Below are 20,780 nucleotides of genomic sequence, written 5' to 3'. Positions count from 1 at the left end.
AGACGTCCCAGGAGAGATTCGAACTCCCGACCGACGCCTTAGAAGGGCGTTGCTCTATCCAGCTGAGCTACTGAGACAAGTACTCCCCCACCACACAGATAGGAAAGACAAGATTTAGTATATAACTTTATTTAAGTTAAGTCAATACAATTCATTAAATTTTTATATTAATTTTTTCTATTATTTCATGCTCAGAAGAAAAATATAAAATATCCCAAGCATGCTCCACTTTTTCGATAATAGCATAGCTTTTATCTTTACGTCCACGTGGCTTATGTAAACTACCCGGATTAATATACAAAATGTCATTCTGTAATTCCGCACCGAGTAAATGCGAATGACCAAAACAAACGACGGAAGCCTGCACTTCATCTGCACGATATTTGAGTGGCATAAGCGTTGTTTTCACTTGGTGCCTATGCCCATGTACGATTAATATCGTTTCATTTTCTATTTGTAAAATTACTTCCTCTGGAAAAGCTCCATCCATATCACAATTTCCTTGCACAATATGAACTGATTTATGTTCGAAATACGAAGTAGGTAATTCGCTATCTCCACAATGAATTACTGCATCCACATCCGTCCAATGATCAATCACACGTTCCATTGTCTCCGTATCTCGATGCGTATCACTCATCACCAATATCTTCATCGATATCTCTACGCTTTCCCAACTAAATCATCTAAATTTACAGCAAGTAATTGGAGTGCATTGCCGCGATGGGAAATCGCTCCTTTTTCTTCTGCTGTTAGTTCAGCCATCATTTTATTTTCTGCTGGGACAAAGAAGATTGGATCATATCCAAATCCATTTGTGCCTTTTCTTTCTTTCGCTATTGTACCTTCACAAGTGCCTCTCACTGTAAATGGTTCGCTATTTGGAGAAGCTACAGCAATCGCACAAACAAATCTTGCTGTTCTTTCTGATTCTTTGATGTCTTTAAGCTCTTCTAGCACTTTATCGATGTTTGCCTCGTCACTCTTCTCTTCCCCTGCATATCTCGCAGAATAAATGCCTGGGCGACCGTCTAGTGCATCAATCTCAAGACCACTGTCATCTGCAATGACCATTGTTTGCAAATGGTTAGCGAGTGCGGTTGCTTTTAACAATGCGTTTTCCTCAAATGTTGTTCCTGTTTCTTCTACATCCATATCCTCCGCTACATCATGGAGTGTTAGTACTTCGTATCCAAGTGGGCCAAATAGTGCTTCAAAATCTTTTGCTTTACCTTTATTTTTCGTTGCAATAATTATTTTTTTCATACCGTTTCAGAACCTCCCTCACCAATTTTAGTTGCTAATTCACCTAGAGCCGCATGTTGGATGTCCATTAATTGTTTAATACCGATTTCTCCTAAATCCAACATCTCCATTAATTGTTTCCGAGAAAATGTTGCTTCTTCTCCAGTACCTTGCAGTTCCACATATTCACCACTGCCCGTTTGGACGATATTCATATCAACGGAAGCAGCAGAGTCTTCTTCATAATTTAAATCTAGTACGCCACCAACGTTTTCAAGTACTCCAACACTTGTTGCGGCTAAAAATTCACGTACCGGAAAATAAGCCAACTGTTTTTGTTCGTATAATTTTCCTAGCGCAATTGTTAGTGCCACAAATGCACCTGTAATACTTGCAGTTCGTGTACCACCATCCGCTTGAATAACATCACAATCTATCCAAATCGTTTTTTCTCCTATTACTTCTAAATCGACTACCGAACGAAGCGCTCGTCCAATTAACCGTTGGATTTCCATCGTACGACCGGTCACTTTTCCTTTAGATGATTCTCTCTGATTACGTGATTCAGTTGCGCGTGGCAGCATAGAATACTCAGCAGTAATCCAACCTTTCCCTTGTCCTCTTAAAAAGGGCGGCACGCGGTCTTCAATTGTCGCATTACAAATGACTTTTGTTTGTCCAACCGTTATTAACACAGACCCTTCTGGGTGAATTAAATAATCTGTTTCTATTTGTATATTTCTTAGTTCATTTACTTTTCTTCCGTCAGTTCTAATCATATATTTCTCCTTTAGTCTATTCACGCAAAAGAAGACCCCGTTATTGAAGGCGCTTCAAGCTAACAGGGTCATTTGAATGAAATTGTTCTTACATCCGCATTCGGTAACTCTAACCACTTTTCCACAATTGTTTTAAAAATCGGCACTGATCCAGTCGTATAAAAAACAGGTGTTTTTTTCTCTTGTATCGGGTGATGCATATGATGATAATTTAAATATTCCATTACATCTTGAGCCGTCTCTTCGGCAGAGGAAAGTACTTTTACATTGTGTCCAACTGCTTCTTCAATATGCTTTTGTAATAATGGATAATGTGTGCACCCGAGAATTACTGTATCAAATTGTTCGTTTTTTAAAGGTAATAAAGTTTCCATTACCATATTCCTTGCAAACTCGCCTTCATACTCATTACTTTCAACAAGTGGAACGAACGTCGGGCAAGCAAGGGGAATCACTTTACTGGATGTATTTAAGGCTGCAATCGCCTTTTCATACGCTCCACTTTTTATCGTACCGCTTGTACCTAGCACTACGATTTCATTTTTCTTTGTTGCTTTAATCGCAGCCCTTGCTCCTGGAAATATAACACCAATTACAGGGAAAGGCATTTTTTTACTTAATGAGTTCAACGCTACTGCCGTCGCTGTATTACAAGCGATGACAAGCATTTTTATGTTCATTTTAGCAAGTGTTGTAGCGAGTTGCCATGTAAATTTTCGTACTTCTTCACTTGATCTTGGTCCATACGGACATCTTGCTGTATCTCCTATATAAATTATTTCTTCATTAGGTAAATGTCGCATTATTTCTTTTGCGACTGTCAATCCACCTACTCCGGAGTCTATAACACCAATTGGGGCTTTCACGTTAATTCCTCAGTTCTTTTTCATCTCTTGATGTAATTTTTCTAATAAAATCGATAAATTTGCTACTTCATTTTCGTCAAATTGTCCGAGGATTTCCTTTAAATATTGCTGTCTCTTATCAATAACCTCTTCAATAATACGTTCGCCTTCTGCTAGTAAATGTATACGCACAACACGACGGTCTTGTTCATCTCTAACCCGTTGAACTAGTTCACTTCTTTCCATACGATCGATTAAATCAGTCGTTGTACTAAAAGCTAAATACATTTTATTGGAAAGATCACCGATTGTCATATCTCCAAGTTCTAAAAGCCACTGTAGAGCCACAAACTGCGGTGGTGTTATTGTATAGGCATTTAATATTTGACGGCCTCTTTGTTTAATAATACCTGATATATGTCGAAGCTCTTTTTCTAAAAAAGCAACATCTTCATGATTATGTTCCATATTTGTTATTTCATCTGCCATATGAACCTTCACTCCTCAAAACAATTCTTCTTATTTATTATTGTGACGTGTTCTGAGGAAAATGGCAAGGATTCATGTTAGTTCAACGATAGTTCACCTAGTCTTAATAGTTCCACAATTGCTTGTGATCGGCCGGATACTCCTAATTTTTGTATCGTATTAGAAATGTGATTTCTTACCGTTTTTTCACTTATTGATAACTGAATTGAAATTTCTTTTGTAGAATTATCTTCTACTAGTAACTGAAAAATTTGACGTTCTCTGTTCGTCAATATTGATCGATGCTGATTGTTATCGTACAATGCCTTAGCCCCCTATCCACTCTCCTACTAACGTATGTAGCATCGGGATAGTAGGTGACGGCTAGTTAGCACTGTTTTTAAAAACTTCTCGTTCTTTTTCGTTCCATTTTGAAGCTTTCCCCGTTTTTTTGTCGATTTGCACGACGGTACCCCTGCCAGTAAAGAGAATTTCGCCTTTTTCATTTTTTGCCATGTAATGTATATCAACGGACGAAGAACCAATTGTTGCAGCTTTTACATAAACCCTAAGCTTTTCGTCAAAAAATACTTGTTTGACATAATCACATTGTAAATCCGCAACAACTGGAATTTTTTCACCTTTAGGATTTAACCATTCGTTCATAAAGCTTATATGTTTAAAGTACTCGATACGTGCATATTCAAAATAAGCAAACGTTACTGTGTTATTCAGATGTCCATACATATCTGTCTCTGAAAAACGCACACTTACTTCTGTAAAAAAAGAAAATTCTTGTTCCCAACTCGCAATATCTTCTATGTAACTAGCTCGCATCCAAATCATCCCCCAGTAAATGAATATTTATTCATTTATTGTAACAGAGAAACAAAAAGTCTGCATAGAACATTATATTCTACGCAGACTTTTCACAATATATTAGTCAACCATATGGTCGCTTCCGAAGAAGTTTTTGAACATTTGAACTGTTGTATCACGGTTCAACGCAGCAATAGAAGTTGTTAAAGGAATACCTTTTGGACATGCAACAACACAGTTTTGAGCGTTACCACAGTTCGCAAGGCCTCCGTCTCCCATAATTGCGTTTAAACGTTCATCTTTGTTCATCGAACCAGTTGGATGAGCATTAAATAAACGTACTTGTGAAAGTGGAGCCGGTCCCATGAAAGAAGCACCGCTATTAACGTTTGGACATGCTTCCAAACAAACACCACAAGTCATACATTTAGATAATTCATAAGCCCATTGACGTTTACGTTCTGGCATACGTGGTCCTTCTCCAAGATCGTATGATCCATCGATTGGAACCCATGCTTTTACTTTTTTCAAAGAGTCAAACATACGCGTTCTGTCTACTTGAAGGTCACGAACAACAGGGAATGTTTTCATTGGCGCTAATTGAATCGGTTGTGTTAATTGATCGATTAATGCAGAACAAGATTGACGTGGTTTACCATTGATAACCATCGAACAAGCTCCACATACTTCCTCTAAACAGCTCATATCCCATGCTACTGGCGTAGTTGCTTTCCCATCAGCATTAACAGGATTACTACGAATTTCCATTAGCGCAGAAATAACGTTCATATTAGGACGATAATTCACTTCGAATTTTTCCCAATATGGAGTAGATTCTGGGGTATCTTGACGAAAAATTTCTATTTGAACTTTTTTTGTTTCAGTTGCTGTTACCATGATTAATTTTCTCCTTTCGTAGAATAATCACGTTTACGAGGTGTAATAAGCGAAACATCGATTTCTTCGTAATGAAGAACTGGAGCTCCAGTTGCTGGATCAAATTTTGCCATTGTTGTTTTCATGAACTCTTCATCATTACGCTCTGGGAATTCCGGTTTGTAATGCGCTCCACGGCTTTCGTTACGTTGAAGTGCTCCTAGCGTGATAACTCGAGCTAACAGAAGCATATTTTTCAATTGGCGAGTAAATGATGCACCTTGGTTAGACCATTGTTGAGTATCATCCATGTTGATATTTTCATATCGTTCTAATAGCTCTTGGATTTTTTTGTCTGTTGCTTCTAGTTTATCATTATAACGAACAACTGTAACGTTGTCAGTCATCCACTCACCTAATTCTTTATGAATTAAATAAGCATTTTCCGTGCCTTTCATCGCGAGCGTCTTGTCCCATTTCTCTTGCTCAAGTTTTACTTCAGCATCGAAAATAGCATCGTCCATATCGATTGCATGTGTTTTAAGCTTACTCATATAATTCACTGCATTTGGTCCGGCAACACTTCCGCCGAATACAGCAGAAAGTAATGAGTTTGCTCCTAAACGGTTCGCTCCATGTTGAGAGTAATCACATTCTCCTGCAGCAAATAATCCAGGAATATTCGTCATTTGATCTTCATCGACCCAAAGTCCACCCATTGAGTAATGTACTGCTGGGAAGATTTTCATAGGTACTTTACGAGGATCATCACCAGTGAATTTCTCATAAATTTCAATGATACCACCAAGTTTTACATCTAGTTCATGTGCATCTTTATGAGAAAGGTCTAGATACACCATGTTTTCGCCATTAATACCAAGTTTTTGGTTAACACATACATCGAAAATTTCACGCGTTGCAATGTCACGTGGAACTAGGTTACCGTATGCAGGATATTTTTCTTCTAGGAAGTACCAAGGTTTTCCGTCTTTATATGTCCAAATACGTCCACCTTCACCACGTGCAGACTCTGACATTAAGCGTAGTTTATCGTCACCAGGGATTGCAGTTGGGTGAATTTGGATAAATTCTCCGTTTGCATAGTATGCACCTTGTTGATAAACGATTGAAGCTGCAGAACCAGTATTTATAATAGAGTTAGTAGTTTTTCCAAAAATTATTCCAGGACCACCAGTTGCCATAATTACAGCATCACCGCGGAACGCTCGAATTTCCATAGTTTGAAGGTTTTGTGCTTTAATACCACGACAAACTCCTTCACTATCTTTTATGATTCCAAGGAATTCCCATCCTTCGAATTTTGTCACAAGTCCATCTACTTCAAAACGACGTACTTGCTCGTCCAAAGCATATAGAAGTTGTTGACCAGTCGTAGCACCAGCAAAAGCTGTGCGGTGCATTAATGTACCACCAAAACGGCGGAAATCTAATAATCCTTCTGGTGTACGGTTGAACATAACACCCATACGGTCAAATAAGCTAATAATTCCAGGCGCAGCATCAGTCATCGCTTTTACTGGTCCTTGGTTTGCTAAGAAGTCTCCACCATAAACAGTATCATCTAAGTGCACTGCCGGTGAGTCGCCTTCCCCTTTTGTATTTACAGCCCCGTTAATACCGCCTTGAGCACAAACAGAGTGTGAGCGTTTTACAGGGACTAATGAAAATAGATCTACGTGCGTGCCATCTTCGGCTGCTTTCATTGTTGCCATCAATCCAGCTAATCCACCGCCGACAACAATAAGTTTACTTTTTGCCATGCTATTCTCACTCCTCGATTTTATGGTAGTTGAATGTGTAGGAAGTTCTTATACGAATGCTAATAGAGCTTGTACACCAACTACAGATAACGCTAAGAAGATTACTAATGTTACATATGTAGCAACTCGTTGTGATTGTGGAGATTGTGTAATTCCCCAGCTAACTAAGAATGACCAAATACCATTAGCTAAGTGGAATGTTGCTGAAATAACTCCAACGATGTAAAAACCTAACATCCAAGGATTTGATAAAATCTCCGCCATCATGTTAAAATTAACTTCTTTCGCACCGATTGCAGCTTGAAATCTTGTCTCAAATACATGCCATGCGATGAAAACAACAAGGAAAATCCCAGTAAATCTTTGTAAAATAAATAGATAGTTACGTAGCGTACCAAAGTTTTTCGGATTATTCTTTGCGGTAAATGCAATATAGATTCCGTAAAAAGCATGGAACATTAAAGGTAAATAAATGATGAAAATCTCCAATAAAACAACAAATGGAAGACTTCCCATAAAACCAGATGCTTTATTAAAAGCTTCTTCCCCTCTAGTAGCAAAATGATTTACTACTAAATGCTGCGCCACAAATAATCCAACTGGAATTATTCCTAACAAAGAATGTAAGCGGCGCCAATAAAATTCTCGATCTTTCGACAAAACAGTTACCCCCCTCAAATTTACATTTGTTAGGTATAAAAATTATTTTAAAAGAATAGTTTTCATACCTTGTTCACATCATCATGTTACGAATTTATGACATATCCATTGTACTCTCATCATTTTAGAGCGTCAAGGCATCTTTAGACTTTTCAATAATCATATAGATGCATATTTAAATAATGATTCGATTATTTTTTCACAAACTATTCCATTACCAACAAGAAATTATTTATGATAAAATAGACAAAGACAAATGATATTTACTTTTTGAAAGAAGGGTTGCTACTTGAATGATAAGGAACATTCACATGTAACTTCCTTTGGATATGAATTACTAAGAGACCACGTGCTTGCTTCTATTCTCGGAAAACATGAAAAAGATATTTTATATTGGGCTGGAAAAGACCTCGCTCGCAAGTTTCCACTTTATTCAATGGATGAAGCCATTACTTTCTTCCAAGAAGCGGGTTGGGGAACACTTGAATTAAATAAAACAACGAAAGATTCGGCGTTTTACACTTTACATACGCACAATTTACCGAAAAGCGGAAAATTGAGAAGCCACCGATTAGAAGCAGGCTTTTTAGCGGAGCAACAACAGAAAATCGGCGGTTATTTAACAGAATGTTATGATGAAGAGCCAGATAAAAATGGATTTGTTTCACTACAGGTAAAATGGGATGTAAGAATTACCAACTAAGCATTGACTGGCTATTATAGCCAGTCAATGCTTTTTCTTATTTTTTATCATGTAGAAAAGGAGCCACTCCATCGCTGACGCTCCTGCAGAGAGTCTCGTGCCATTGTATAAAATTCCAATGAATGGCTAAGAGCAATCAAACAACTATTGAAAGCAACTAATTCTAGTCTGAAAGCAATCAACTAAGCGCGAGAGCAACTAAATTGACGAGGAAAGCAACCAAATTTTATAACAGCAAGTTTACTTGGAGTGAGACAGACGATACTATGACCCTTTTTTGTAAAGGTTGCGCGTTTGAAGTGGAATGTTGCGCATATGCACTTCATTGTTGCGAGTAACGACTGGAACGTTGCGCATTTATAATTCGTCAGCATTGTTCAGCCGTTATTTTGCCGGGCAACGCAAACAAGGGACGTAGTTGTGTCACGTCCCTTCTATATAGTTAGCTCTTCATTATTGCTTGATAGCCAAGTCAAACTCATCGTGCAGTGCATTGGCAGCTGGAATCATATCCGCTTGCGGGATAACAACCGAAACTTTTATTTCAGATGTACTTACCATTTTTACCGGAATATTCTCTTGGCGTAGACGATCGAACATTTGCGCTGCAACTCCTGGATTGGAAACCATACCAGAACCAACGATAGAAACTTTCGCTAAGCCTACCTCAAAGTCTGCAAATGTAAAACCGAGTACTTTTTTATGGGTCTCTAATACCGTAATAGCTTCTGCTAACGATTCTTTTTTAATAGAGAACGACACGGCAGGTCTTACGCCATCTACAATCGATTGTACAATAATATCAACATTAATATGATTTTCTGCTAAAGTCGTAAAAATAGACGCTAATGATCCATTAAACGGCACATCATACTCAATCGTTAGACGCACAATATCTGATTCAAACGCTACCCCACGCACTACTAAATTATTTTCCACATCTACTTCCTCCTTTAAAATAGTTCCCTCTTCTTCTCCATAGCTTGATCTAACTCTAAGTGGGATTCGATAATTCTTGGCAAATTCTACCGCTCTCGGGTGAAGAACTCCAGCACCTAGATTGGCGAGCTCAAGCATTTCGTCATATTCCAGTTGCTCTAGTTTTCGGGCATTCTTAATATATCTTGGATCAGATGTAAATACTCCCTCGACATCCGTATAAATATCACAAATTTCTGCTTCAATTGCTACTGCAATTGCGACTGCGGTGGTATCTGATCCACCTCTTCCGAGGGTTGTAATTTCATTGTCCTCTGAAACTCCTTGAAAGCCTGCAACAATAACAATTTTATTTTCATTTAATAAATTATTTATTTTAGAACCATCCATTTTCTCTACTCTTGCGTTTTTATGTACATTATTCGTCACTAAACCTGCTTGCCAACCGGTAAGAGAAACGGCTTCTAATCCTAATACATTAAGCTGAATCGCAAGTAATGACATAGTCACTTGTTCTCCAGTAGATAACAGCATGTCCATTTCTCGTTTGGAGGGAATGTCTGTTATTTCATTTGCTAAATTGACTAACTCATCTGTGGACTTACCCATTGCTGACACAACAACAACGATATCATGTCCTTTTTCTCTCTCTCTCCTAATTCTGTTTGCTACATTAGCAATTTTTTCTGTAGTCGCTACAGAAGTACCACCGAACTTCATCACAATTTTACTCATGCATATTCTCTCCCTTATTTATCTGTCAGGATAAAAAAATGCTTTTCACATATTGTGAAAAGCATTGTCTCATACACGGTCAAATAATGTCCATGTGAGATAGCCCTCCAGAATACTGAATTCTGACAATTCTACATTTATTCAATGCAGAACCAACCTAGAATAGGAAAAGCTATTCTACGTTTCGGCAAATGACCCTTTCGTTTAGCGATCAACAGATCCTTTCATCTTCCCGCTAAGTACTCTTGTCAGTTTGCACCTCTATCTTCACTTAATTATAGTGAATATTAAATTGTATCAACCATACCACAAGAATATTCAGAAGACAATCACTTTTTCTGAAAATGTTCTACCATCATGTCGGCTAGTTTACTAGAAAGCCCAGCTTCCATAAATTCTTCCTTAGTCGAGGTTTGCATTTTCTTAATCGATCCAAAATGTTTTAATAATAACTTTTTCCGTTTTGGACCAATTCCTTCAATTCCATCTAAAGAAGAAGCAATCGTATGTTTCCCTCTTTGTTGTCGATGGAATGTAATGGCAAATCGGTGCACTTCATCTTGAATACGTTGCAATAAGTAAAACGCTTCACTCGTCCGCTTCATTGGGATAATTTCGATTGGATTACCATATAAAAGTTGAGAAGTTTGATGCTTCCCATCTTTTGCAAGACCAGCAATCGGTATTTCCAATCCTAATTCATCTTCCAAAATTTCACGAGCCGCTTCTATTTGACCTTTTCCTCCATCAATAATGATTAAATCGGGTAAAGGTAAATTTTCTTTTAATACACGTGTGTATCTTCTGCGAATTACTTCTCGCATTGCTCCATAATCATCATGTTTTGCAGCGGTTTTTGTTTTATATTTTCGGTAATCCTTTTTATATGCTTTTCCATCCACAAATACCACCATTGCTGATACAGCATCGGTACCATGTATATGAGAATTGTCAAAAGCCTCCATTCGATTAGGCGTTGCAATCCCCATTAAATTACCTAGTTCCTCTACTGCACCTATCGTCCGCTCTTCTTGTCGTTCGATCAAATGAAACTTCTCACTTAAAGCAAGTACAGCATTTTTCTCTGCAAGCTTTACTAAGTTTTTTTTCAATCCTTTTTGCGGAATGATTACTTTCATATCTAATAATTTCGAAGCTAAATGTACGTCAGTATTATTAGGGACATATACCTCTTTAGGTTTAATATGTTCTGGTTTAGCGTAAAACTGACCTAAAAATGTTAAAAACTCTTCTTCTGGGTCACGATATAAAGGAAAAAGGGAAACATCTCTTTCAATCAGCTTTCCTTGCCGGATAAAAAATACTTGGACACACATCCAGCCTTTATCAACGGAATAACCAAATATATCCCGACTCGTAAAATCGTTTATCGTAATCTTTTGTTTTTCCATGACCATCTCAATATTGGAAATTTGGTCTCTATATTCTTTTGCACGTTCAAATTCTAAGTTTTCTGCAGCATCATTCATCTTTTCAGTTAATTCTTTTTTTACATGCGTATAGCCACCATTTAAAAAGCTTGTAATTTCATCCGTCATCTTTTTATAAGTGGAATCCTCTATTTCCTTTACACATGGAGCTAGACATTGCCCTAAATGATAGTATAAACAGACGCGGTCGGGTAATTTCGCACACTTTCTCAATGGGTATATTCGATCTAATAGTTTTTTGGTTTCATTCGCTGCATGTGCATTTGGATAAGGACCAAAATATTTTCCTTTGTCTTTTTTCACTTGTCTTGTAATAATTAACTTCGGATTCTTTTCCGCTGTAATTTTAATGTATGGGTACGTTTTATCGTCCTTAAGCATAATATTGTACTTGGGATCATGCTTTTTAATGAGATGGAGCTCAAGAATAAGCGCTTCTAACTCAGACGATGTGACGATATATTCAAAATCAACTATTTCTTGTACTAATCTTTGTGTTTTTCCATCATGTGATCCGGTAAAATAGGAACGCACACGATTTTTTAATATTTTCGCTTTGCCGACATAAATGATGGTCCCTTGGCGATCTTTCATCAAATAACATCCAGGATCATCTGGTAATATGGCACATTTTTGTTGTATTAAATCGTTCATTTTATCACCCGTTTAAAAAAACCGGGCACCTTATCGGACCCGGCTTTAGATTATGCGTTTTTTTCTACAAATTGAACTAGCGCTTCTTTTGGTTGGAAACCAACAGCTTTGTCTACTGGTTGACCATCCTTGAACAATACTAGTGTTGGAATTGACATAATACCAAATTGACTAGCAGTTGCTTGGTTTTCATCTACATCTACTTTAACTATTTTTACTTTATCGCTCATTTCAGCGTCCATTTCTTCAAGTACAGGAGCAATCATTTTACAAGGTCCACACCATGTTGCCCAAAAATCTACTAATACTAAACCTTTCTCAATCTCTTGTGAGAAAGTCTGATCTGTTCCATGAACTATTGCCATTAAAAATTCCTCCTTTAATTACATATAACTAGATTATAGCAGACTCATATTGCTACATCTACATATTAGCTTACACGAAAAGCGCAAGCGCCTATTTAAGATGAATACAGTCTAAGTTCGCGACATCGTGTCGCAACAACTGTATGACCCGCATCGTGCGGGCCTCCGACAGGCAAATGGGGAAAAGCGAGGAGGCAGCTCCTCAGCCACCACAAACGCCTTTGTTTGCGACGAGCTTGCGCAGGAGCAGCTTTTTCACATTTGACCCCGAGGGGCAAGGCGCTGGAGCTAGATCTATACAAGTAAAAACTCGGCTCCAAAAAAGAGCCGAGTCACCTTTTAAGCATTTACTTTCAATTGTTTGAATTCTTCCGTAAGTAACGGGATTACTTCGAATAAATCGCCAACAATACCGTAGTCAGCCACTTTGAAAATGTTTGCTTCTGGATCTTTGTTGATCGCTACAATAATTTTCGAGTTTGACATACCAGCTAAATGTTGAATCGCTCCGGAAATTCCTGCTGCGATATAAAGGTCTGGTGTTACCACCTTACCAGTTTGTCCGATTTGTAGAGAGTAATCACAGTAGTCGGCGTCACATGCTCCGCGGGAAGCTCCAACCGCTCCGCCTAGTACGTCCGCAAGCTCTTTCAATGGCGCAAAACCTTCTTCACTCTTCACTCCACGTCCACCAGCGATAACTACTTTTGCTTCGGATAAGTCTACACCTTCGGAAGATTTACGAACGACTTCTTTAATGATTGTACGAAGGTTTGTAATATCAACTGATAACGAAGATACATCTGCTGATTTGCTGTCATCTTTTGCAAGTGGTGCAATGTTGTTTGGACGAATTGTAATGAATTCGATACCATCTTTTACTTTCACTTTTTCAAATGCTTTACCAGAGTAAATTGGACGGATATAAACTGCAGCATCGCCTTCTCCTTCAATTGTAGTTACATCGGATACTAGCCCGACTTGTAATTTGCTTGCGATTTTTGGAGAGATATCTTTCCCTAAAGCAGTATGTCCGAATACGATTGCTTCCGGATCCTCTTGGTCGATTACAGCAAGCAATGCTTGTCCATAGCCATCTGATGTATATTGTTTTAAATGTGGATGTTCTACCGTAATAACACGATCCGCACCATATTTTCCAAGTTCAACTGCTAGGTCTTTCACTGAATCTCCTAATAGAACGCTAACCACTTCTCCACCATTGGAAATTTGTTTTCCTGCAGCGATTGCTTCATAAGAAACATTACGTAGAGCACCTTCACGCGCCTCCGCAAGTACTAATACTTTTTTAGACATATTCTTTTCCCCCTAGTTTAAGTTAATATTCGATTAAACGACTTTTGCTTCCGAATGAAGTAATTGAACTAACTCTTTTACTTGGTCAGCTAGCTCGCCTTCTAATACTTTTCCAGCTTCCTTTTTAGGAGGTAAATAAATTTCTAATGTTTCTGTTTTCGCTTCTACATCATCTTCATCTATATCTAAATCATCTAGTTCTACTTCATCTAGTGGTTTTTTCTTTGCTTTCATAATTCCTGGTAATGATGGGTAACGAGGTTCGTTAAGTCCTTGTTGTGCTGTAACTAAAAGAGGTAAAGATGTCTCTAGGATTTCTGTATCTCCTTCTACGTCACGCTTGATCGTTACGGTTGTTCCATCAATCTCCAGATTTGTAATAGTTGTAACATAATTAATACCTAAAGCTTCCGCAACACGTGGTCCAACTTGTCCAGATCCACCATCAATTGCCACGTTACCAGCTAATATTAAATCAGCGTTTTTATCTTTTAAGTATTCCGAGATAATATGAGCAGCTGTGAACTGATCCAGCTCTTCTAGATCATCTTCTATATTAATAAGAACCGCTTTATCAGCGCCCATAGCAAGTGCTGTTCGCAGTTGTTTTTCCGCATCTTCCCCGCCCATCGTAAGGACCGTTACTTCTCCGCCATGTGCGTCGCGAACTTGAATTGCTTCTTCAATCGCATATTCATCATAAGGATTGATGATGAATTCTGCTCCATCTTCTTGGATTTTACCGCCACTTACTACGATTTTTTCTTCTGTATCGAATGTGCGTTTCACTAAAACATAAATGTTCATTTAGAAATCCTCCCCTAGCATAATTATTATTTACCTTTAAATACAGGTTCTCTTTTTTCTAAAAATGCAGAAATACCTTCTTTTGCATCGTCTGAGACAAAAACGCTTCCAAAAACATTTGCTTCTGCTCGAACGCCCTCATAGTAAGAGGCTGGTTTAATATATTGGAGCATCTCTAACGCTGCTTTTACAGCGATGGGACTTTTCTTTGCAATTTTAGCTGCAAGTTCTTGTGCACGACTAAATAGCTCTTCTTCTGGATATGCATGATTGGCTAAACCAATTTTTGCTGCTTCTGTCCCACTGATCGGTTCACTTGTTAACAGCAATTCTGCTGCTTTTGCAAATCCTACATAGCGCGGAAGTCGTTGTGTTCCAGCAAATCCAGGTATTAACCCTAATTGTAACTCCGGAAGTCCAAGTTTAGCATTTTCCGATACAAGTCGGATATGACAACTCATCGCTAACTCTAGCCCCCCGCCTAGTGCAGCTCCATGAATTGCTGCGATAACAGGCTTCGAAAATCTTTCCAATCTCTCGAAAATCACCTGTCCGCTTTCTGCTAATTCAGAAAATTCTTCACCTGAAGAAACGGAAGTAAATTCTTTAATGTCTGCACCAGCAGAAAAGAATCTACCTTCTCCTTTAAGTAACAGAACACGAACTGCGTCATCATTTTCAACTGCATCTAGAAGATCATTAACTTCTAAAATTACCCCTCTTGCAAGTGCATTTGCTGGCGGCCGATTTAGTGTAACAGTAGCTACACCATCTTCAACTTCCCATGACAAGAATCCCATTTACGCAACTCTCCCCTTTGTTATTCTTTTATAGCATTTAGTAACAGACGATGTACTTTTGGGGTCAAATCTATCAAATTATATTTGTATTCATTCATAACCCAAGTTGTTGTCGTCTCATCTATTGTACCAAAAATCATTTGTCTTGCTAAGCGAATATCTATATTTTGTTCAAATTCCCCATTCTTAATTCCTTCGTTTAATATAGAATCTAGTAAAACTAAATAATTTTTTAAAACGGCATTAATACGTAAACGTAGGGCCAAATTCGATTGTCTCAACTCTAACTGGGTAACAGTTGCTAAATGATAATCACTTGCAAGTACACTAAAATGATTTTCTATCATCTTGTATAGTTTCTCCGAAGCGCTCGTATCAATTTCTATTATTTGTTTTAAATTTTCTGCGAACACTTCCATTTTTTCTTCAAATACCGAGATTAATATGTCTTCTTTATTTTTAAAATATAAATAGATTGTCCCATCTGCAACACCAGCTTGTTTTGCAATTTTAGAAACTTGTGATTGATGGTATCCATTTTCTGCAATAACTATAATGGCAGCATCTATAATTTGCTTATATTTCGGTTTTTCCTTTTTCAATGAATTCACCACCAAATGATCAATTACCAGCTTAACAAAGTAAAAAAATATGAATGATTACTCATTCATATTTTTATATTATATTTAATTTTCAGTACTGTCAATATACAATTCAATTATACTATAGTAAAGCAGTGAACTTACCCTTCTACTACTTGTTTTAGCTTTTCTTTTTCTTCTTCAATCAAAGTTCTTCTTAAAATCTTACCGACTGCTGTTTTTGGCAACTCTTTTCTAAATTCATAAATTCTTGGCACTTTAAAAGCAGCTAAATTTTCACGGCAAAATTTATTCAGCTCTTCTTCAGTCACTTCTACTCCCTCTTTTACTACAATATAGGCCTTTACCGTCTCTCCGCGATATGCATCAGGAACCCCTGCTACAACACATTCTTGAATTGCCGGATGTTCATACAACACTTCTTCCACATCTCGTGGATAAATATTATAACCGCCTGCGATAATCATATCTTTTTTCCGGTCCACCACATAAAAGTAACCGCTTTCATCCATATATCCTAAATCCCCTGTAAGTAGCCATCCGTCGCGCATTGTCATTTCCGTTTCTTCTGGGCGATTCCAATAGCCTTTCATGACTTGAGGACCTTTCACTACTATTTCTCCAATTTCTCCCGGAGGAAGTGGTGTTGTTGATTCCAAACTAAAAATAGCTGCATCTGTGTCTGGCCAAGGAATCCCAACAGTTCCCTTTACTCGGTCGTCACTGTAGATTAAATTTGCAAGTGCTACAGGAGAAGTTTCCGTTAATCCATAACCTTCTACTAATCTACCACCTGTAACTTGCTCAAACTTTTCTTGAACTTCTACTGGCAGTGCAGCAGATCCACTTAAACAAGCAACAATAGAAGATAAATCATATTTTTGTACATCTGGATGATTTAATATGCCAATGTAAATTGTTGGTGCACCAGGAAATAATGTTGGCTTTTGCTTATCAATCGTTTTAAGGGCTGTCTCCACATCAAACTTTGGTAATAATATCATTCTATTTCCTAACATTACAGCTAGTATCAGGACAGTCGTCATTCCGTACACATGGAAAAATGGCAAGATACCAAGTATGCTTTCTTCACCTTTTTTACATTTATACAACCATGCATCACACATCGATGCATTTGATATCAAGTTTTTATGCGTGAGCATAACTCCTTTTGGAAATCCTGTAGTTCCGCCTGTATATTGTAAAAGTGCAATATCTTCTTCAAAGCTAAAAGGCATTTCTATTGGATTTGCTTTGGCTACTTTCATTATTTCAGGGAACAAGTGATTGATTCCTCGATGTTCTACCTTGACACTGAATCCATATTGTTTCTTTTGAATGAAAGGATACACTACATTTTTTGGAAAAGGTAAATAGTCTTTAATACCTGTAAGAATAATATTTTCAAGCTCTGTTTCTTTTATTACTTTTGAAATACGTGGGTATAAGATATCTAATGCTAAAATTACTTTTGCGCCTGAATCTTTCATTTGATAGGAGATTTCACGTTCTGTATATAAGGGATTTGTTTGGACTACTATTGCCCCTGCATATAATGCACCATAATATCCAATAACCCCTTGAGGACAGTTTGGTAGCATAATAGCCACTCTGTCTCCTTTTTGAATGCCAATCATTTGGAGATAGTTTGCAAACTTTAAAGAAGATTCATAGAGTTCTTTGTACGTGATGTCTTTGCCCATGAAATGTATGGCAATTTTTTCTGGATATTTGTTATACGATCTTGTTAGATATTCTTGTACTGGAATAGATTCATAGGTAAGTGTATGTGGAATTTCAGGTGGATATTGGGAAAGCCAAATTTTCTCTGTCATTATTGTACCCCCTTCTTTCATAATAATTTGAACATTCACATTTCCATTATAAAGAAAAATGAATGACAATTCAATTTATAAAATTAAATATTAAAAAAGAGACTGTTGTGAATTGTTTTTTCTCAACAGTCTCTAAAATGAGCTGTTCACTCATTCTATTAATTCATTACTACATATATTATTCCGACAAGGACAAAAAGTATGCCTACAGCAACTAAAACTTTCGACAATTTTTCCATTACAATCGCTCCTATGAAATACTAGCACCTATAACAAATGATAAGCCCACTGAAATAATTAGGGAAATAAATCCTACAGAGCGATTATCTTTTTCTATTTCTTTATCGACATTAAAACTCGGCGTTAAAAATTCAAATAGCCAATACGCAATGATCAGAAGGCTAAAGCCGAATAATCCCCAACCAACCATTTGGAATAACGAATTATGCTGTTCTATAGAATATTTAAAAATATTACATACCCCAAAAATCTTTCCACCTGTGGCCATCGCAACAGCGACATTTCCTCTTTTAATTTCTTCCCAGTTTTTATACTTTGTAACAATTTCAAATATAACCATGGAAACAACTAAACATAAAATAACTACGCTAAAATAACCAGCTGACTCCACAAGTGGGTTTGACCAAAAACCAGAAAGCAACATGCTAAAAACCCCTTTAAATTTTTCTTACTATACGTGTGACTAGATAAAAAGTTTCAAATTCTTTTTACCTATTTTAATTCGACTACCGTAACTCCGTGACCGCCTTCCCCGGCTTCACCAAAACGGTAGCTTTTCACACGCGAATGGTTTTTCAAATATTGCTGAATGGCTTGTCTTAATACACCCGTGCCTTTTCCATGAATAATCGAAACACGTGGATAATTTGCTAAAATGGCATCATCTAAATATTTTTCAGTACGAATAAGCGCGTCTTCGTATCGTTCTCCGCGAAGATCAAGCTCTAATTTCACATGGGAATCTCTGCCACGAACCGCATTGACAGAAACCGTTTGTTTTTGTTTTTCCGGTTTAATATATTCTAAATCAGATTCATCCAATTTCATTTTAAGCATACCAATTTGAACCGACCATTCTGATTTCGAAAGTTTGTCTAATAAGGTCCCTTTTTGACCGAAACTTAGTACTTTCACTTCATCCCCAACTTTTAATTCTTTGGCACGTTCGTTTAATTTCTTTTGTTTTTTTAATACTGGATTTGTTGGAAGTGCAGCGTCTAAACGTTTTTTAGCATCTATCAGTTCGTGATCTTTCACAAGTTTATGTGTATTTGCTTGCATTTTGCGAAGGTCACTAATGATTTCGTCTGCTTCCCGTCTAGCGTCTTCAATAATTTTTTTTGCTTTATCTTTTGCTTTTTGTTCTAATTGCTCTTTCTTTTGTTCCAGTTCTGCTAGTCTTTGCTCTAAATCTTCTTTTACTTGTTTCACTTCTACTAGTTGTTCTTCTGTTTCTTCCGCATCTTTTTCAGCTTGTCTTCTACTAGCTTCTAAAGAAGCTATCATCGAATTGACTTCCCCTCGATCGGCTCCCGTGTAAGTCTGGGCTTGGGAAATAATATATCCCGGCAGTCCAAGACGTTCGGAAATTTCAAAAGCATTACTACGCCCAGGAACCCCAATAAGTAATTTATAGGTCGGACTTAGAGTTTCAATATCGAACTCGACACTTGCATTGGCAACACCAGGTCGATTATAGCCGTACGCTTTTAGCTCAGGATAATGCGTAGTAGCCATCACGCGTGCTCCTGTGCCATGCACTGCATCCAAAATTGAAATAGCAAGTGCCGCTCCTTCTTGTGGATCAGTTCCAGCACCAAGCTCATCAAAAATGATTAATGATTTTTCATCATACTTTTTCAAAATGTCTACAATATTAACCATATGAGATGAAAATGTACTCAAGCTTTGCTCAATGGACTGCTCATCCCCAATATCTGCGAATACCGATTCAAATAATGCTACTTCCGAACCGTCTAATGCAGGAATCGGGATACCGCTTTGTGCCATCAATGTACAAAGTCCAACCGTTTTTAATGTCACTGTTTTACCACCTGTATTTGGTCCAGTAATAACGATAGCCGTAATATCTTTCCCAAATTCAATCGTATTGGTAACTGCCGTGTCTATCGGGATCAGTGGGTGCCTTGCTTTTACTAAGCGAATATAGCCATCATTATTAATAATTGGCATCGTACATTTCTCTGCTTGTCCATATTTAGCTTTTGCTAAAACAACGTCGATTTCCCCTAAAATATTTACTAATAAGAAGATGTCATGTCCGACTAATTCTACTTCTGCTGTCAATTTGATCAGTATGCGTTCAATCTCTTCTTGTTCTTTTACTTTTAAACTACGGATTTCATTATTAATTTGAACGACTGCTGATGGTTCGATAAATAAAGTTTGACCGGAAGACGATTGATCGTGAATAATTCCACCATAATGACTGCGGTATTCGGACTTCACCGGGATTACATATCGATCATTTCGAATCGTAATAATAGAATCCGAAAGCATTTTAGATGCATTTGCACCTCTTGTATAGCTTTCCAATTTTTCTCGTACGCGGCTCACTTGAATACGTAATTGCTGGCGAATCGTACGTAGTGCACTACTTGCGCTATCCAGTACGGCTCCATTTTCGTCAATACAATCATTTATTTCATGTTCAAGCGCCGTAAGTATAGGCATTGCTTCTTTTTTCTCTAAAAAATGTGGGATTGCTACATCTTCTGATTCTGCAACATTTTCTAAAAACTGACGCAAAATTTTACTAGCACGGATGGTACTTGCCGTTTCCATTAACTCGATCGGGCTTAACATACCACCTATTTGTGCTCGTTTTGCATGGGGGCGGATATCTGTAATGCCTCCCATTGGTACATTGCCTCTTAAACGAAGAATAGACAATCCTTCATCCATTTCTTCTAACAGCTTGGTGACTTCTGCAAAATCAACAGAAGGTACTAATTTATCTATATGGTTTTTTCCAACAGAAGAAGTACAATATTTTGCCACTTCTTCTCGTATTTTATAATATTCTAACGTTTTCAGTGCTCTTTCAGCTATCACTGT

General features: G+C 37.5%; 21 protein-coding genes, 1 tRNA gene and 1 riboswitch. Of the genes, 1 reads left to right on the top strand and 21 read right to left on the bottom strand.

Annotation, left to right across the window (positions count from 1 at the left end):
- Nucleotides 1-3 precede the first annotated feature (3 nt).
- From ACIQ38_RS07245 to ACIQ38_RS07195, 11 genes are all read right to left on the bottom strand, one after another.
- Nucleotides 4-77 (bottom strand) — tRNA-Arg (locus ACIQ38_RS07245).
- Between the two features lie 77 nt (nucleotides 78-154).
- Nucleotides 155-655: a metallophosphoesterase family protein gene (locus ACIQ38_RS07240; protein WP_402820215.1), complete on the bottom strand. Its 501-nt coding sequence runs from the start codon at nucleotides 653-655 to the stop codon at nucleotides 155-157.
- An 8-nt stretch (nucleotides 656-663) separates the two neighbouring features.
- The gene (locus ACIQ38_RS07235; protein WP_402820212.1) at nucleotides 664-1,266 is read right to left on the bottom strand and encodes an XTP/dITP diphosphatase; all 603 of its coding nucleotides are present in this window, start codon (nucleotides 1,264-1,266) and stop codon (nucleotides 664-666) included.
- Nucleotides 1,263-2,024, bottom strand: a complete 762-nt coding sequence (rph, locus tag ACIQ38_RS07230) for a ribonuclease PH (RefSeq protein WP_402820209.1) — start codon at nucleotides 2,022-2,024, stop codon at nucleotides 1,263-1,265. Before rph ends, ACIQ38_RS07235 begins: the two co-directional genes overlap by 4 nt.
- A gap of 68 nt (nucleotides 2,025-2,092) precedes the next feature.
- The gene (racE, locus tag ACIQ38_RS07225) at nucleotides 2,093-2,890 is read right to left on the bottom strand and encodes a glutamate racemase (protein ID WP_402820206.1); all 798 of its coding nucleotides are present in this window, start codon (nucleotides 2,888-2,890) and stop codon (nucleotides 2,093-2,095) included.
- 9 nt (nucleotides 2,891-2,899) lie between these two features.
- Nucleotides 2,900-3,358, bottom strand: a complete 459-nt coding sequence (locus ACIQ38_RS07220) for a MarR family winged helix-turn-helix transcriptional regulator (protein WP_402820203.1) — start codon at nucleotides 3,356-3,358, stop codon at nucleotides 2,900-2,902.
- A gap of 77 nt (nucleotides 3,359-3,435) precedes the next feature.
- Nucleotides 3,436-3,660, bottom strand: a complete 225-nt coding sequence (locus ACIQ38_RS07215) for a helix-turn-helix domain-containing protein (RefSeq protein WP_093266715.1) — start codon at nucleotides 3,658-3,660, stop codon at nucleotides 3,436-3,438.
- 61 nt (nucleotides 3,661-3,721) lie between these two features.
- Nucleotides 3,722-4,174: an acyl-CoA thioesterase gene (locus ACIQ38_RS07210; protein WP_402820199.1), complete on the bottom strand. Its 453-nt coding sequence runs from the start codon at nucleotides 4,172-4,174 to the stop codon at nucleotides 3,722-3,724.
- Nucleotides 4,175-4,276: 102 nt separating this feature from the next.
- Nucleotides 4,277-5,053, bottom strand: a complete 777-nt coding sequence (gene sdhB, locus ACIQ38_RS07205; protein ID WP_402820196.1) for a succinate dehydrogenase iron-sulfur subunit — start codon at nucleotides 5,051-5,053, stop codon at nucleotides 4,277-4,279.
- 2 nt (nucleotides 5,054-5,055) lie between these two features.
- A complete protein-coding gene (gene sdhA / locus ACIQ38_RS07200) occupies nucleotides 5,056-6,813 on the bottom strand; it encodes a succinate dehydrogenase flavoprotein subunit (protein WP_402820193.1) in 1,758 nt (585 codons plus the stop codon).
- 48 nt (nucleotides 6,814-6,861) lie between these two features.
- Entirely contained in the window at nucleotides 6,862-7,473 is a 612-nt protein-coding gene (locus ACIQ38_RS07195) for a succinate dehydrogenase cytochrome b558 subunit (RefSeq protein WP_402820190.1), read from the bottom strand.
- 289 nt (nucleotides 7,474-7,762) lie between these two features.
- On the opposite strand from ACIQ38_RS07195, the gene ACIQ38_RS07190 reads away from it, so the two are divergent.
- The gene (locus ACIQ38_RS07190; protein WP_402820187.1) at nucleotides 7,763-8,176 is read left to right on the top strand and encodes a YslB family protein; all 414 of its coding nucleotides are present in this window, start codon (nucleotides 7,763-7,765) and stop codon (nucleotides 8,174-8,176) included.
- Between the two features lie 453 nt (nucleotides 8,177-8,629).
- On the opposite strand, the gene ACIQ38_RS07185 is transcribed toward ACIQ38_RS07190, so the two are convergent.
- The 10 genes from ACIQ38_RS07185 to ACIQ38_RS07140 all read right to left on the bottom strand — a co-directional run bounded on the left by ACIQ38_RS07185 (nucleotide 8,630) and on the right by ACIQ38_RS07140 (nucleotide 20,777).
- Nucleotides 8,630-9,850 carry an aspartate kinase gene (locus ACIQ38_RS07185; protein WP_402820184.1) on the bottom strand — a complete coding sequence of 407 codons (1,221 nt, stop codon included), beginning with the start codon at nucleotides 9,848-9,850 and terminating at the stop codon, nucleotides 8,630-8,632.
- A gap of 92 nt (nucleotides 9,851-9,942) precedes the next feature.
- Nucleotides 9,943-10,122, bottom strand: a riboswitch (Lysine riboswitch).
- Nucleotides 10,123-10,179: 57 nt separating this feature from the next.
- On the bottom strand, nucleotides 10,180-11,955 hold the full coding sequence (gene uvrC, locus ACIQ38_RS07180) for an excinuclease ABC subunit UvrC (RefSeq protein WP_402820181.1): 1,776 nt from the start codon (nucleotides 11,953-11,955) through the stop codon (nucleotides 10,180-10,182).
- 50 nt (nucleotides 11,956-12,005) lie between these two features.
- Nucleotides 12,006-12,320 carry a thioredoxin gene (trxA, locus tag ACIQ38_RS07175; RefSeq protein WP_142538709.1) on the bottom strand — a complete coding sequence of 105 codons (315 nt, stop codon included), beginning with the start codon at nucleotides 12,318-12,320 and terminating at the stop codon, nucleotides 12,006-12,008.
- 339 nt (nucleotides 12,321-12,659) lie between these two features.
- Nucleotides 12,660-13,637 (bottom strand): electron transfer flavoprotein subunit alpha/FixB family protein, encoded by a 978-nt coding sequence (locus ACIQ38_RS07170; protein WP_402820177.1) that lies wholly within the window; start codon nucleotides 13,635-13,637, stop codon nucleotides 12,660-12,662.
- A 33-nt stretch (nucleotides 13,638-13,670) separates the two neighbouring features.
- Entirely contained in the window at nucleotides 13,671-14,444 is a 774-nt protein-coding gene (locus tag ACIQ38_RS07165) for an electron transfer flavoprotein subunit beta/FixA family protein (protein ID WP_402820174.1), read from the bottom strand.
- Between the two features lie 26 nt (nucleotides 14,445-14,470).
- The gene (locus tag ACIQ38_RS07160) at nucleotides 14,471-15,244 is read right to left on the bottom strand and encodes an enoyl-CoA hydratase (RefSeq protein ID WP_402820171.1); all 774 of its coding nucleotides are present in this window, start codon (nucleotides 15,242-15,244) and stop codon (nucleotides 14,471-14,473) included.
- Nucleotides 15,245-15,264: 20 nt separating this feature from the next.
- A complete protein-coding gene (locus tag ACIQ38_RS07155; RefSeq protein ID WP_402820168.1) occupies nucleotides 15,265-15,846 on the bottom strand; it encodes a fatty acid metabolism transcriptional regulator FadR in 582 nt (193 codons plus the stop codon).
- A gap of 140 nt (nucleotides 15,847-15,986) precedes the next feature.
- Nucleotides 15,987-17,681, bottom strand: a complete 1,695-nt coding sequence (locus ACIQ38_RS07150; RefSeq protein ID WP_402820165.1) for a long-chain-fatty-acid--CoA ligase — start codon at nucleotides 17,679-17,681, stop codon at nucleotides 15,987-15,989.
- A 250-nt stretch (nucleotides 17,682-17,931) separates the two neighbouring features.
- Nucleotides 17,932-18,345 carry a DUF350 domain-containing protein gene (locus ACIQ38_RS07145; RefSeq protein WP_402820162.1) on the bottom strand — a complete coding sequence of 138 codons (414 nt, stop codon included), beginning with the start codon at nucleotides 18,343-18,345 and terminating at the stop codon, nucleotides 17,932-17,934.
- Nucleotides 18,346-18,413: 68 nt separating this feature from the next.
- Nucleotides 18,414-20,777 carry an endonuclease MutS2 gene (locus tag ACIQ38_RS07140; protein WP_402820159.1) on the bottom strand — a complete coding sequence of 788 codons (2,364 nt, stop codon included), beginning with the start codon at nucleotides 20,775-20,777 and terminating at the stop codon, nucleotides 18,414-18,416.
- Nucleotides 20,778-20,780 lie beyond the last annotated feature (3 nt).

The sequence above is a fragment of the Psychrobacillus sp. NPDC096389 genome, assembly GCF_044762855.1.
GTDB lineage: Bacteria > Bacillota > Bacilli > Bacillales_A > Planococcaceae > Psychrobacillus.
Note: the sequence above shows the minus strand (reverse complement) of the source record. Positions and strands in the feature narration are given on the sequence as shown.

Excerpts from the sequence above, each read along its gene's own strand:
- sdhB (WP_402820196.1), bottom strand. The coding sequence starts at position 5,053 with ATGGTAACAGCAACTGAAACAAAAAAAGTTCAAATAGAAATTTTTCGT.
- trxA (WP_142538709.1), bottom strand. The coding sequence starts at position 12,320 with ATGGCAATAGTTCATGGAACAGATCAGACTTTCTCACAAGAGATTGAG.
- ACIQ38_RS07145 (WP_402820162.1), bottom strand. The coding sequence starts at position 18,345 with ATGTTGCTTTCTGGTTTTTGGTCAAACCCACTTGTGGAGTCAGCTGGT.
- ACIQ38_RS07235 (WP_402820212.1), bottom strand. The coding sequence starts at position 1,266 with ATGAAAAAAATAATTATTGCAACGAAAAATAAAGGTAAAGCAAAAGAT.
- sdhA (WP_402820193.1), bottom strand. The coding sequence starts at position 6,813 with ATGGCAAAAAGTAAACTTATTGTTGTCGGCGGTGGATTAGCTGGATTG.
- rph (WP_402820209.1), bottom strand. The coding sequence starts at position 2,024 with ATGATTAGAACTGACGGAAGAAAAGTAAATGAACTAAGAAATATACAA.
- ACIQ38_RS07210 (WP_402820199.1), bottom strand. The coding sequence starts at position 4,174 with ATGCGAGCTAGTTACATAGAAGATATTGCGAGTTGGGAACAAGAATTT.
- ACIQ38_RS07165 (WP_402820174.1), bottom strand. The coding sequence starts at position 14,444 with ATGAACATTTATGTTTTAGTGAAACGCACATTCGATACAGAAGAAAAA.
- uvrC (WP_402820181.1), bottom strand. The coding sequence starts at position 11,955 with ATGAACGATTTAATACAACAAAAATGTGCCATATTACCAGATGATCCT.
- ACIQ38_RS07220 (WP_402820203.1), bottom strand. The coding sequence starts at position 3,358 with ATGGCAGATGAAATAACAAATATGGAACATAATCATGAAGATGTTGCT.
- ACIQ38_RS07185 (WP_402820184.1), bottom strand. The coding sequence starts at position 9,850 with ATGAGTAAAATTGTGATGAAGTTCGGTGGTACTTCTGTAGCGACTACA.
- ACIQ38_RS07170 (WP_402820177.1), bottom strand. The coding sequence starts at position 13,637 with ATGTCTAAAAAAGTATTAGTACTTGCGGAGGCGCGTGAAGGTGCTCTA.
- ACIQ38_RS07150 (WP_402820165.1), bottom strand. The coding sequence starts at position 17,681 with ATGACAGAGAAAATTTGGCTTTCCCAATATCCACCTGAAATTCCACAT.
- ACIQ38_RS07160 (WP_402820171.1), bottom strand. The coding sequence starts at position 15,244 with ATGGGATTCTTGTCATGGGAAGTTGAAGATGGTGTAGCTACTGTTACA.
- ACIQ38_RS07240 (WP_402820215.1), bottom strand. The coding sequence starts at position 655 with ATGAAGATATTGGTGATGAGTGATACGCATCGAGATACGGAGACAATG.